General features: G+C 70.9%; 7 protein-coding genes and 2 pseudogenes. 7 read left to right on the top strand and 2 right to left on the bottom strand.

Features of this window, described 5'->3' with window-relative positions; all coding sequences use genetic code 11:
* Positions 1-540 precede the first annotated feature (540 nt).
* The gene (locus ABZ281_RS16730; protein WP_356656133.1) at positions 541-1,731 is read left to right on the top strand and encodes an acyl-CoA dehydrogenase family protein; all 1,191 of its coding nucleotides are present in this window, start codon (positions 541-543) and stop codon (positions 1,729-1,731) included.
* A gap of 50 nt (positions 1,732-1,781) precedes the next feature.
* On the opposite strand, the gene ABZ281_RS16725 is transcribed toward ABZ281_RS16730, so the two are convergent.
* Positions 1,782-2,222 (bottom strand): cell division protein SepF, encoded by a 441-nt coding sequence (locus ABZ281_RS16725; protein ID WP_356656131.1) that lies wholly within the window; start codon positions 2,220-2,222, stop codon positions 1,782-1,784.
* A gap of 290 nt (positions 2,223-2,512) precedes the next feature.
* Between ABZ281_RS16725 and ABZ281_RS16720 the strand changes: the two genes are divergently transcribed.
* From ABZ281_RS16720 to ABZ281_RS16705, 4 genes and pseudogenes are all read left to right on the top strand, one after another.
* Positions 2,513-3,739: a DUF5685 family protein gene (locus ABZ281_RS16720; protein ID WP_356656129.1), complete on the top strand. Its 1,227-nt coding sequence runs from the start codon at positions 2,513-2,515 to the stop codon at positions 3,737-3,739.
* A gap of 81 nt (positions 3,740-3,820) precedes the next feature.
* Positions 3,821-4,580 (top strand): annotated as a pseudogene (locus ABZ281_RS16715) (DUF1684 domain-containing protein).
* Between the two features lie 229 nt (positions 4,581-4,809).
* Positions 4,810-5,715 (top strand): S1 family peptidase, encoded by a 906-nt coding sequence (locus tag ABZ281_RS16710; RefSeq protein ID WP_356656127.1) that lies wholly within the window; start codon positions 4,810-4,812, stop codon positions 5,713-5,715.
* Positions 5,716-6,107: 392 nt separating this feature from the next.
* Positions 6,108-7,190: a S1 family peptidase gene (locus ABZ281_RS16705; protein ID WP_356656125.1), complete on the top strand. Its 1,083-nt coding sequence runs from the start codon at positions 6,108-6,110 to the stop codon at positions 7,188-7,190.
* Between the two features lie 258 nt (positions 7,191-7,448).
* Here the strand turns inward: ABZ281_RS16705 and ABZ281_RS16700 are convergent, their stop codons facing one another.
* A complete protein-coding gene (locus ABZ281_RS16700) occupies positions 7,449-8,462 on the bottom strand; it encodes a DUF3533 domain-containing protein (protein WP_356656123.1) in 1,014 nt (337 codons plus the stop codon).
* A 154-nt stretch (positions 8,463-8,616) separates the two neighbouring features.
* On the opposite strand from ABZ281_RS16700, the gene ABZ281_RS16695 reads away from it, so the two are divergent.
* Both ABZ281_RS16695 and ABZ281_RS16690 read left to right on the top strand, forming a co-directional pair.
* Positions 8,617-12,150 carry a DNA polymerase III subunit alpha gene (locus tag ABZ281_RS16695; RefSeq protein WP_356656121.1) on the top strand — a complete coding sequence of 1,178 codons (3,534 nt, stop codon included), beginning with the start codon at positions 8,617-8,619 and terminating at the stop codon, positions 12,148-12,150.
* Positions 12,147-12,641, top strand: a pseudogene (locus ABZ281_RS16690) (DNA polymerase IV); the annotation flags it as partial. The gene ABZ281_RS16695 and the pseudogene ABZ281_RS16690, both read left to right, overlap by 4 nt.

Raw genomic sequence — 12,641 nt, 5'->3', positions numbered from 1 at the left:
GTGCCGCGTCCGGCACATGGCGCCGTGTCCGGCTCAGGCACTGCGTCCGGTGCCCGGTGCCCTGCGCCGCGTCTGGCCTCCTTCGCCGCGTCCGGCCTTCGGCAGCGCGTCCGGCCTTCGGCGCGTCCGAACCTTCGGCAGCGCGTCCGGCCTTCGGCGCGTCCGGCCTCTGGTGCCGCGTCCGGCACATGGCGCCGCGTCTGGCGTCAGGCACTGCGTCCGGCGCCCGGTGCCCTGCACCGCGCCCGGCCTTCGGTATCGCGCCCGGCCTTCGGTATCGCGCCCGGCCTTCGGCAGCGCGTCCGACCTCCGGTGCTCTGCGCCGCGTCCGGCCTCCGGCAGCGCGCCCGGCCCTCGTCGGGTGACCTGTATCTGTCATGTGCTGTTTTCTTGACCACGGCCCCCGGACGCCCGTGGTGCGGTGGCGGGCCTCTGGCGAGTTCCGCTCTCAGTTGGCAGCTACGGGTGGTGCGTGGGTGGGTGGACGTCGTAGCGTCTTGGCTAGCGGTGCTAGTTAAAGAGTTTCGGAGGGTGTCGATCATGTCCGGTTCGTCCAAGCTGCCTCCCTTCGATCCCGTCGATCCCCTCGGCCTGGACGACCTGCTGGAGCCGGAGGATCTCGGGATCAGGGACACCGTGCGGGCCTGGGCCGCGGACCGGGTGTTGCCGTACGTCGCCGAGTGGTACGAGAAGGGAGAGCTGCCGGAGATCCGGGAGCTGGCCAAGGAGCTCGGCGGTATCGGTGCCCTCGGCATGTCCCTGGACGGGTACGGCTGTGCCGGCGCGTCCGCCGTGCAGTACGGGCTCGCCTGCCTGGAGCTGGAGGCCGCCGACTCCGGCATCCGTTCCCTCGTCTCCGTGCAGGGCTCCCTCGCCATGTACGCGATCCACCGCTTCGGCGGCGAAGAGCAGAAGCAGATGTGGCTGCCCCGCATGGCCGCCGGCGAAGTCATCGGCTGCTTCGGACTCACCGAGCCCGACCACGGCTCCGACCCCGCCGCCATGCGGACCCACGCCAAGCGCGACGGCTCCGACTGGATCCTCAACGGCCGCAAGATGTGGATCACCAACGGGTCGGTCGCCGGCGTCGCCGTCGTGTGGGCGCAGACCGAGGACGGGATCCGCGGGTTCGCGGTCCCCACCGAGAGCCGCGGATTCTCCGCTCCCGAGATCAAGCACAAGTGGTCCCTCAGGGCCTCCGTCACCAGCGAGCTCGTGCTCGACGACGTGAGGCTGCCCGCCGACGCCGTCCTCCCGGAGGTCAACGGCCTGCGCGGACCCCTCAGCTGTCTGTCCCACGCCCGGTACGGAATCGTCTGGGGCGCCATGGGGGCGGCCCGCAGCAGTTTCGAGGCCGCGGTCGACTACGCGAAGTCGCGGGAGCAGTTCGGGCGGCCCATCGGCGGTTTCCAGCTCACCCAGGCCAAACTCGCCGACATGGCGGTCGAACTGCACAAGGGGATTCTGCTCGCCCATCATCTGGGGCGGCGTATGGACGCCGGCCGCCTGCGTCCCGAACAGGTCAGCTTCGGCAAGCTCAACAACGTCCGGGAAGCGATCGAGATCTGCCGCACCGCCCGGACCATTCTCGGCGCCAACGGGATCTCGCTCGAATACCCCGTGATGCGGCACGCGACCAACCTCGAGTCGGTGCTCACCTATGAGGGCACCGTCGAGATGCACCAGCTCGTGCTGGGCAAGGCGCTCACCGGACTCGATGCCTTCCGGTAGGCCGGTCCGGTTAACCCTGCGCGGAGGCAGGGCCGGTGAGCGGCCCTGCCTCAGCTCTGGTTGAAGAAGCCGTCCGTGCGGTGCCCGGCCGGGTCGCCGTTGACGATCTCCGTGTTGGCCGGGGTCAGCAGGAATACGCGTGTCGACACTCTCTCGATCGAACCGCGCAGGCCGAAGATCAGCCCGGCCGCGAAGTCGACCACGCGCTTGGCGTCGGAGGCCTCCATGGTCGTGAGGTTCATGATGACCGGCACGCCCTCGCGGAACAGTTCGCCGATGGCGCGCGCGTCCCGGAAGCTGTCCGGGGTCACCGTGCCGATGCGGCGGCCCTTCTCCTCGGCGACGTCCGAGGCCACCTTGACGCGCGGATCGGTGACCCAGGCCTCCCCGGGCTCGTTTCCGTCGGAGTAGTCGTCGTCGTCGTAGTAACGCTCGTCTTCGTTGTCGTCGACGAGGCCAAGCCAGGCACTTGCCTTGCGTACCGATCCCATGGACGCCTCCTCTCACAGCGGTCTTTCTGCTTTCCGCATCCCTATGGTCGTCCATGATGCGGATGGCGCGCCAAGTGGATAGACGCCGCACGGGGGGTTTGTGACGGTACTGGTGCACAGCGAATCCGTCGAGAGTCCGTGTGTCCCAAGGGCCGTTTCCCAAACGGCTGCTGACTGTGAGTGAAATATGATTCTTCTCGGCGTACGGGTGACGGCCGGGGCGTATGGGTGAATGGGCGGGCCGATACGATGCCGCAGCTCAGCGTCGTCACGAAGTCCGGGGGAGCGTTGTGTTCGGAATCGTCAGGCCCTGTAGGCACCGGCTCGGAGAGAAGCTCACAAGCCAGTGGCTGGCGCATTTGTGCGGGCTTTGCCTCGCACTGCGTGGCGATCACGGGCAGTTCGCCCGGATTGTCACGAACTATGACGGGCTGCTCATCTCCGTTTTGACGGAGGCTCAGGCGGCGAGTGACGGAAGCGGCCGGCGTACGGCCGGTCCGTGCCCGCTGCGCGGCATGCGCACCGCCTCCGTCGCGCACGGCGAGGGAGCCCGGCTCGCGGCGGCCGTGTCCCTGGTACTTGCCTCGGCGAAGGTGCGCGACCACGTCACTGACGGTGACGGACTGCTGGCCCGCAAACCGGTGGCGCGTGCCGCGCGCCGAGTCGCCATGAGCTGGGACACGGCCGGTGCGCGGACCGGCTCCGCTGTGGGATTCGACACCGCGCTCCTGGTCGACGCCGTGGACCGGCAGGCCGGCATCGAGGCGCTGGCCGGGCCCGGGACGCCGCTCCTGACCATCACCGAACCGACCGAGACCGCGACCGCCGCGGCCTTCGCGCACACCGCGGTCCTCGCCGGGCGGCCGGACAACACCGGGCCGCTCGCCGAGGCCGGGCGGCTCTTCGGGCGGCTCGCGCACCTGCTGGACGCCGTGGAGGACCTGCATGCTGATGCCGCGTCAGGCGCCTGGAACCCGATCGCCGCGACCGGCACCTCCCTGAGGGAGGTCCGGCGGCTCGCCGACGACGCGGTGCACGGCGTGCGGCTCGCACTGCGCGATGCCGAGTTCACCGACGCGCAGCTCGTGCATCTGCTGCTCGTGCACGAACTGCGGCGCTCGGTCGACCGGGCGTTCGGCACGGTGCCGGCGTGCGCCTCCCGCCAGGGCGGCGGGCCCCACGGACACCAGGGACCGCACGGACAGCAGCCGCAGGGGCCCTACGGTTCCCCGCAGCACCCGTACGCGGGCGGTGGCGGGAATCCGTACGCCGGTGGGGGAGGGGTGTACGGCGGCGACGGATTCGGCGGCGGTTTCGGTGGGGGCGCTCCGGCGCCTCAGCCGCCCGGCCGGCGTGGGTTCTGGGCCGGCTGCGGGATGTTCTGGCTGCTGTGCTGCACCTGCAAGCTGTGCTGCGCCAAGGAGTACGAGGGGCCGTGGTCCCGCAAGAAGCGTGAGGGTGTCTGCCGGGACTGTGACTGCGACGGGTGCGACTGCTGCTGCCCCTGCGACGGCTGACCCGCCTGCCACTGCCGGCCCTGCGACTGCCGGCCCGCCCCATGTGGCAGGGACCCGTATGACGACGGACGCTTCCGAGGACTGCAGCGATGGCGCGAGCGGCGCGTCGCGGCGGTGTCGGCGCCGTACGGACCGCTCGCGCTCGTCGGCACCCACTGGCTCGAGGACTATCCGGACGGTCGACTTCCGGACATCCCCGGGTCCTGGCGGACCGACGGCGACCCGGTCGTGCTGACCGCCGCCGAGGCGGACGCTCTCACCGTGGACGGACAGTCCTTCGGCGGCGAGGTGCGGCCCGCCGCCGACCCCGGGACCGCCAGCGCGGCCCGGGTGGCGTACGGGGAGCGGCGGCTGGTCGTGCTGGTGCGTGAAGGGGCGTGGGGCGTGCGGGACTTCGACCCGGAATCCTCCGCACGCCGGGCGTTCGGGGGTCTGCGTGTCACGCCCTACGACCCGGGCTGGGCGGTGCCGGGACGCTTCACGCCGTACGACACCGGGCGCACGGTCCGGGTGCCGAACGCCGACGGGCGGGAGCGCGGGCTCGGGCTCGGCGGGGAACCGGCCTTCGCACTGGAAGGGCGGGAGCTGAGCCTTGTAGGTGTCGCTCCAGGACGACGGCTCGCTGTGGGCCGTGTTCGCCGACGCCTCCTGTGGGACGGGCAGTTACCGCTTCCGGTTCCTGCGCCCCGCCGCGCCGGACGCCGAGGGACGTACGACGGTCGACTTCAACCGCGCGCTGCTGCCGCCGTACGCCTTCGCCGACCACTTCGTCTGCCCCTTCCCGCCGCCGGGGCACACGCTGGACGTCGAGGTCGCGGCGGGGGAGCGCACGACGGCGTGACGTGGGGGTGGGGTGCGGGCGCCGGCAGCGGGGCGGCTCCGTAAAGAACCCTCAAAAGGTTGAAGTCCGAAAGGCACTCTTGCGCCGACCGGCCGTTCGGCCGAATACTCCCCCTCAGCGCTTGTCAGGGGCACGGCGTGTTCGGAATCCGGACAGCCGGTCCCAGGCTGCGCCTCACGGGCCCGAAACCCCACGAGGGCCCCCGACTTCCTTTGTGGAGGAACGAAAAGTGAGGATCAAGCGCACCACCCCTCGCAGTGGCATTTCGAGACGGACCCGGCTGATCGCCGTTTCCACCGGCCTCGTTGCCGCCGCAGCGATCGCGATCCCCAGCGCGAACGCCTCCGACACCCCCACCACCTTCAGCGCCGCTGAGCTCAAGAGCGCCAGCGGTTCCTTGATGAAGGCCGACATCCCGGGCACCGCCTGGGCCGTCGACAGCAAGACCAACCGGGTGCTCCTGACCGTGGACAGCACGGTCACGCAGGCCGAGATAGCGAAGATCAAGCAGCAGGCCGGCGGTAACGCCGACGCGCTCACGATCAAGCGCACCCCCGGCAAGTTCAACAAGCTCATCCAGGGCGGCGACGCCATCTATGCGAGTAGCTGGCGCTGCTCCCTCGGCTTCAATGTCCGTGCCAGCAACGGCACCGAGTACTTCCTGACTGCCGGTCACTGCACCGACGGCGCGGGCACCTGGTACTCCAACTCCGGCCGTACCACGGTCATCGGCTCGACCGCCGGCTCCAGCTTCCCGGGCAACGACTACGGCCTCGTGCGCTACAGCGGGTCCGTCAGCCGTCCCGGTACCGCGAACGGCGTGGACATCACGCGCGCGGCCACCCCGAGCGTGGGCACCACCGTCATCCGCGACGGCTCCACGACCGGTACGCACAGCGGCCGTGTCACGGCCCTCAACGCCACCGTCAACTATGGCGGCGGAGACATCGTCTCCGGCCTGATCCAGACCACCGTCTGCGCCGAGCCCGGTGACTCCGGCGGCTCGCTCTACGGCAGCAACGGTACGGCGTACGGCCTGACCTCCGGTGGCAGCGGCAACTGCTCCTCCGGTGGCACGACGTTCTTCCAGCCCGTCACGGAGGCCCTGAGCGCCTACGGCGTCAGCGTCTACTAGGTCCCCGGCGGCAGTTCGCAGCACTTCACGGCTCATCGCCCCCGCACGCGACGCGTGCGGGGGCTTCGTGTTGTTTATGGAGGTTTGGGGTGTGCACGGATCGCCCTTCGAACCGGCCGTCAGAGGGGTGAAATTCAGCCACGGGTAGACCTCGCAGAGTGGGCACACATTACTCACGCGTAGTGTTTGCAGTGGGAACGCGCGGGAGTTGGGTCCGATTTGATCGCGGACGGTCAATATGAGGGGGCGCGCGAAGCGTTGTCTACGCGCGTCTCGAACTCACCCTTGTGTGCTCCCCGTTGGCTCGGAATAGTGGGCGCTCGTCAACGAAGCCTTCCGGCTCGTGAGGTCCCCACAACCTCTCGTGTCGACCCCCCACAGGAGGACAGAAGTTGAAGCACCGACGCATACCCAAGCGGCGTGCAGTCGTGGCAGGTGCGGGCATAGCCGCGCTGGTTGCCGCGGGAGTGACGTTCCAGACCGCGAACGCCAGTGAAACCCCTGAGGCGTCCGCACCCCGGACCCTGTCGGTCACGGCGGCCGGAAAGCTCGCCTCGACGCTGGCCGAGGACCTGGGCGGCGACGCGGCCGGGACGTACTACGACACCAAGAGCAAGAGCCTCGTGGTGAACGTGCTCGACGAGGCCGCCGCGCAGGCCGTCGAGAAGGCCGGCGCCAAGGCGAGAGTCGTGGCGAACTCCCTCGCCGAACTCAAGAGCGCCCGCAGCACGCTGAAGCAGGACGCGACCATCCCGGGCACCGCCTGGGTGACCGACCCGACGACGAACAAGATCGTCGTGACCGCCGACCGCACGGTCTCCAAGGCCGAGTGGACGACGCTGACGAAGGTCGTGGACGGGCTCGGGGCGAAGGCCGAACTCAAGCGGTCGAAGGGGGAGTACAAGCCCTTCATCGCCGGTGGCGACGCGATCACCGGTGGCAGCGGGCGCTGCTCGCTGGGCTTCAACGTGGTCAAGGGCGGCGAGCCGTTCTTCCTGACCGCCGGGCACTGCACCGAGGGTATCTCCACGTGGTCGGACTCCAGTGGCAAGGGGATCGGCACCAACGCGGACTCCCAGTTCCCGGACAACGACTACGGGCTGGTCAAGTACACCGCGGAGGTTGCTCACCCGAGTGAGGTGAACCTGTACAACGGGTCCACCCAGAAGATCTCGGGTGCGGCGGACGCGACCGTCGGCATGGCGGTCACCCGGAGCGGGTCGACCACGCAGGTGCACGAGGGCAAGGTCACCGGCCTGGACGCCACCGTGAACTACGGCAACGGCGACATCGTGAACGGGCTGATCCAGACCGACGTGTGCGCGGAGCCGGGTGACAGTGGCGGGTCGCTGTTCTCGGGCGACAAGGCGGTCGGGCTCACGTCCGGTGGTAGCGGTGACTGCACCTCGGGCGGGGAGACGTTCTTCCAGCCGGTGACCGAGGCGCTGTCGGCGACCGGGACCGAGATCGGCTGACGCGCGGAGTCTGCGAAGCCCCGCCCCTTGTGAGGGGCGGGGCTTTTCGTCTGTGTGCGGCGGGCTGTGGGGTGCGCGTTCGCTTCGCATGGCGGTTGGGTGTGGGGCGGGGCCGCGTCGCGGGGTGTCCGTCCTCCGAACGGCGCGATGGGGTCCCACGCCGACTGACTGTTCGTTGACGCGCCAACCGCTGCGGGCGGACACCCCCCGGCACGGCCCCTTCTCGCCGTATGCGAGTGCGGGCGCGGGGCGGCGGGGTTACGTCGTGTTTGCGCGTCTTCGTACCGCGGCCGCCGCCAGGGTGATCGCCGTTCCTGCCACCGCCCACGCCGCCAGGACCAGGAGTGACGTCGTCATGGCGTTGTTGTCGAAGTAGGCGATGGAGCGCGCCGACCAGGTGCCGGCGCCGGGGGGCAGGGCCGGGCCGATCGCTTTCCAGAAGGGTGGGAGGAGGGGCGGGGGGAGCGCGCCGCCCGCGCTGGGGTTGCCGAGGATGACCACCAGCAGGATGACCAGGCCGATGCCGATCGTGCCGAAGACGCCCTGGAGGGCGAGGGTGGCCGCACCCACGGCGAAGATGATCAGGGTGCCCAGGCCCCAGAGGGCGGCGGTGCTGCCCGGCAGGGCGTCCAGGATCGGGCCGGTGATGAGGGCTCCGCCGAGACCGCCGATGATCGCGACCAGGGCCATGACCGCCAGGCGGATCGCGGCGCGGGTGGGGTTGGAGGGTTTCGCCCCGGCGCTGATGGCCAGAGCCGCGGCGCCCAGGTAGCCGCCCACGCACCAGCCGATCACCAGGTAGAAGGACGAGAGCCCGTTGGGGTCGTGGGGTGCGGACGGGATCACGTCGATGGTCCGGATCGTGCGCCGCTCGGACTTCTCCAGGGTGGTGACGAGGGCCGTCAGTGTGGTGGAGAGGACCCTGCCGCCGCCGGAGGCGACCAGGAGGGTGTCGGTGCTGCCCCGGGGGTCGATGATCAGGGCCGCGTCGATGTCGCGCTGGGTGAGCTGGGTCCGGGCCGTTGCCTCGTCGGGCAGGGCGCGGGGGTCCAGGGGGGAGCCGGGGAGGCGTTCGAGTCGGGTGACCGCCTGTGCGGCCGCGGCCTGGGGGGCGACGAGACCGAAGGGTACGTCCTTGGGCTTCGGGTCGTGCAGCGCTCCCACGTACGAGGCGATGAACAGCAGCTGGAGCGCGATCACGCCGACGACGAGCAGGGTGGCCCGTGGGGTGACGGCGTCTCTCACCTCGGCGAGGAACGAGCTGTGCGGCATGCCTCCACGGTCGGGGGGTGTGGGGTGTTTCCGCAGGTGGGGCGGGGCCGAACGGACGTCGCACATACATTCGAGGATGGGGGTATGGTGGGGGTGAGGTAGCTGGGAACAGATGTTCGAGAGCTGGTGTGGCTCACGAGTGCGGGAGGTGTGTGTGCCGGGGTTCACGCATCTGCACACCGCCTCCGGATTCTCGTTGCGCTATGGAGCCTCGCACCCGGAGCGGCTGGCTGAACGTGCCTCCGAACGGGGCATGGACGCCCTGGCGCTGACCGATCGCGACACGCTCGCCGGTGCGGTCCGGTTCTCGAAGGCCTGCGGCAATGCGGGGGTGCGGCCGCTGTTCGGGGCTGATCTGGCGGTGGCTGGTGTGGAGTCCTCGGCCGAGCGGCGGCGGCGGACCCCGGTGCGGGGCGGTGTCTTTGTCGATGAGTCGGCCCCTCGTGCGACCTTTCTCGCCCGGGACGGTGCCCGGGGGTGGGGGGAGCTGTGCCGGCTCGTCTCGGCTGCCCATGAGGGAGAGGGGACGCCCCTGTTGCCCTGGGGGCGCAATCACGCCGAGGGGCTGACCGTGTTGCTCGGGCCCGCGTCGGATGTCGGGCGCGCCCTGGCCGCGGGGCGGCCCGACCGCGCGGCGCGGCTGCTCGTGCCCTGGCGGGACGTCTACGGCGACGACCTGCGACTGGAGGCCGTCTGGCACGGCCGGGAGGGTACGGGGCCGGGGTCGCTGCGGCTGGCCGCCCGTACCGTCGGGTTCGCCGCCGAGCAGCGCATCCGGCCCGTGCTCACCAATGCGGTGCGGTACGCCGACCCGGGTCTCGGCCCGGTCGCCGACGTGCTGGACGCCGCCCGGCGGCTGGTGCCCATCGACCCGGCCAAGGGGCTGGACTCGGGTGCGGCCTGGCTCAAGGGCGCCGGGGACATGGTCGGGGTGGCGGAGCGGATCGTGGAGGCCGCGGGGTTCCGGCGGGAGACCGCTCACCGGCTGGTGGAGCAGACGCAGGCCACGGCCGCCGAGTGCCTGGTCGACCCCGAGGACGATCTCGGGATCGGCACCGTCCGCTTTCCCGAGCCGCATCTGGTCGGAGCGGGTCGCCGCACCGCCCAGCGGACGCTGGCCTCGCGGGCGGCGGCCGGGATGGTGCTGCGCGGGTACGACCGGCGGCGGGAGTACTGGGAGCGGATGCACCACGAGCTGGACATCATCGCCCACCACGGATTCGCCTCCTACTTCCTGACCGTCTCCCAGGTGGTGGAGGACGTACGGAAGATGGGCGTCCGGGTCGCCGCCCGGGGGTCCGGGGCCGGGTCGCTCGTCAACCATCTGCTCGGTATCGCGCATGCCGATCCGATCGAGCACGGGCTGCTGATGGAACGCTTCCTGTCGAAGGAGCGGGTCGTGCTGCCCGACATCGACATCGACGTGGAGTCCGCGCGCCGGCTGGAGGTCTACCGCGCGATCATCGACCGGTTCGGCACCGAGCGGGTCGCGACGGTCGCGATGCCGGAGACGTATCGCGTGCGGCATGCGATCCGGGATGTGGGGGCCGCCCTGTCCATGGACCCGGCCGAGATCGACCGGGTGGCCAAGTCCTTTCCCCATATCCGGGCGCGGGACGCCCGTGCGGCACTGGAGGAGCTGCCCGAGCTGCGGGCGCTGGCCGGGGAGAAGGAGAAGTACGGGAGGCTGTGGGAGCTGGTCGAGGCGCTGGACGCCCTGCCGCGCGGGGTGGCCATGCATCCGTGCGGGGTGCTGCTGTCGGATGCCTCGCTGCTCGCGCGTACGCCGGTCATGCCGACCAGTGGCGAGGGCTTTCCGATGTCGCAGTTCGACAAGGACGATGTCGAGGACCTCGGGCTGCTGAAGCTCGATGTGCTGGGCGTGCGGATGCAGTCGGCCATGGCGCACGCGGTGGGGGAAGTGGAGCGGGTGTCGGGGGTGAGGGTCGATCTGGATGCCCTGCCGCCGGGGGATCCGGAGACGTACCGGTTGGTCCGGTCCACCGAGACACTCGGGTGCTTCCAGATCGAGTCGCCCGGTCAGCGGGATCTGGTCGGGCGGCTCCAGCCGGCCACGTTCCACGACCTCGTCGTCGACATCTCGCTGTTCCGGCCCGGGCCGGTCGCCGCCGACATGGTGCGGCCGTTCATCGAGGCGCGGCACGGGCGGGCGCCGATCCGGTATCCGCACCCTGATCTGGAGGGGCCGCTGCGGGACACGTACGGGGTCGTCGTCTTCCACGAGCAGATCATCGACATCGTCGCCATCATGACCGGCTGTGGGCGTGGTGAGGCGGACCGGGTGCGGCGCGGGCTGTCGGATGCGGAGTCGCAGGCGCGGATCAAGGTGTGGTTCACGCAGTATGCGGCGGCGAACGGCTATGACGCGGAAACGATTCAGCGGACCTGGGAGATCGTCGAGGCCTTCGGCAGCTACGGCTTCTGCAAGGCGCACGCGGTCGCCTTCGCCGTGCCGACGTACCAGTCGGCGTGGCTGAAAACGCATCACCCTGCCGCTTTCTACGCCGGGCTGCTGACGCATGATCCCGGGATGTACCCGAAGCGGCTGCTGCTGGCGGACGCGCGGCGGCGGGGGGTGCCGGTGCTGCCGTTGGATGTGAACGCGTCGGGAGTCGCCCACCGTATCGAACTGGTGTCCGGTGAATGGGGGCTGCGGCTGGCCCTCTCCGATGTGCACGGCATCAGTGAGGCCGAGGCGGCGCGGATCGCCGAGGGGCAGCCGTACGACTCGCTGGTCGACTTCTGGGAGCGGGGTCGGCCCAGTCGTCCGCTGGCTCAGCGGCTCGCGCAGGTGGGAGCGCTGGACGCGTTCGGCGCCAACCGCCGTGATCTGCAACTGCATCTGACCGAGCTGCACCGGGGTGCCCGGGGCGGGGGCGGGGGCGGTGGCCAGTTGCCGTTGGCCGGGGGGCGGAAGACCGCGCCGGCCGGGCTGCCCGACCTCACCTCCTCGGAGCGGCTCAGCGCCGAGCTGGGCGTGCTGTCCATGGACGCCTCGCGCAATCTGATGGACGACCACCGTGTCTTCCTCGACGAGTTGGGCGTCGTCTCGGCGCGGCGGCTGCGCGAGGCCCGGCACGGGGAGACCGTGCTGGTCGCGGGTGCCAAGGCGGCCACTCAGACGCCGCCGATCCGGTCCGGCAAGCGCGTCATCTTCTCCACCCTGGACGACGGCACGGGCCTGGTCGATCTCGCCTTCTTCGACGACTCCCACGACACCTGCGCCCACACCGTCTTCCACTCCTGGCTGCTGCTGGTGCGCGGGGTGGTGCAGCGTCGCGGGCCGCGCAGCCTCAGCGTGGTGGGCGCCGCCGCCTGGAACCTCGCGGACCTGCTGGAAGTGCGCCGGGAGGAGGGGCTGGAGGGGGTCGCGGCCCGGCTGGCCGGTTCCGGCCCCGGTGATTCCGGCGACGGCGGTTCCGGCGAGGAGGGTTCCGGTGGTGACGGTTCCGGTGGCGACGGCGAGGAAGCCGCGCGGCGGCGGCTCGCCGGGTCGGACGGGGCGCCCGCGCCGACGGGCTCCGCGGCCGAGGATCCGATGGAGCGGCGGAAGATCCGCATGTCCACGGGGTACGAGATGCACCCCTGGGCCGATCTGCGTCCGGCGGGCGAAGGGCCCGCGAACACAAGGAAGTTGTGGCACCAGAGTCCGGGAAGTGCGGGATGACCATCCTCTGCGTACGTTTCCAGCTGCCTCCGACGAGCGAGGCGGACCTGCCCCCTCTGCTCGGGATGCTCGAGGAGTTCACCCCCGTCGTCCAGGCCCTGCCACCGGACGGGGCGCTGGCCGACCTGCGCGGCGCCGAGCGGTACTTCCGGCGGGACGCCGTCGAACTGGCCTCGGTGATCCGGGTACGGTCGCTCGCGCTGCACGGTGTCGACTGCGTGATCGGGGCCGGGCCCGGGCCGATGCTGGCCCGGATGGCGCTGGACGACGCGGCCCCCGGGGTGACGCGCACGGTGCCCGGTGAGCCGGACGCCATCGCGGAGTTCCTCGCGGACAAACCCGTCGCCGCGCTGCCCGGCGTGGGCGCCGCGACCGCCCGCACGCTGGGCGACTACGGCCTCGACACCCTCGGCCGGGTCGCCACCGCACCGCTGTCCACACTGCAACGGCTGATCGGCGCGAAAGCCGGCCGTGAACTGCGCGAGAAGGCG

The sequence above is a fragment of the Streptomyces sp. NPDC006265 genome (assembly GCF_040613555.1).
Classification (GTDB): Bacteria; Actinomycetota; Actinomycetes; order Streptomycetales; family Streptomycetaceae; genus Streptomyces.
This window is presented reverse-complemented; position numbering and strand designations above follow the sequence as displayed.

Excerpts from the sequence above, each read along its gene's own strand:
- ABZ281_RS16730 (WP_356656133.1), top strand. The coding sequence starts at position 541 with ATGTCCGGTTCGTCCAAGCTGCCTCCCTTCGATCCCGTCGATCCCCTC.
- ABZ281_RS16725 (WP_356656131.1), bottom strand. The coding sequence starts at position 2,222 with ATGGGATCGGTACGCAAGGCAAGTGCCTGGCTTGGCCTCGTCGACGAC.
- ABZ281_RS16700 (WP_356656123.1), bottom strand. The coding sequence starts at position 8,462 with ATGCCGCACAGCTCGTTCCTCGCCGAGGTGAGAGACGCCGTCACCCCA.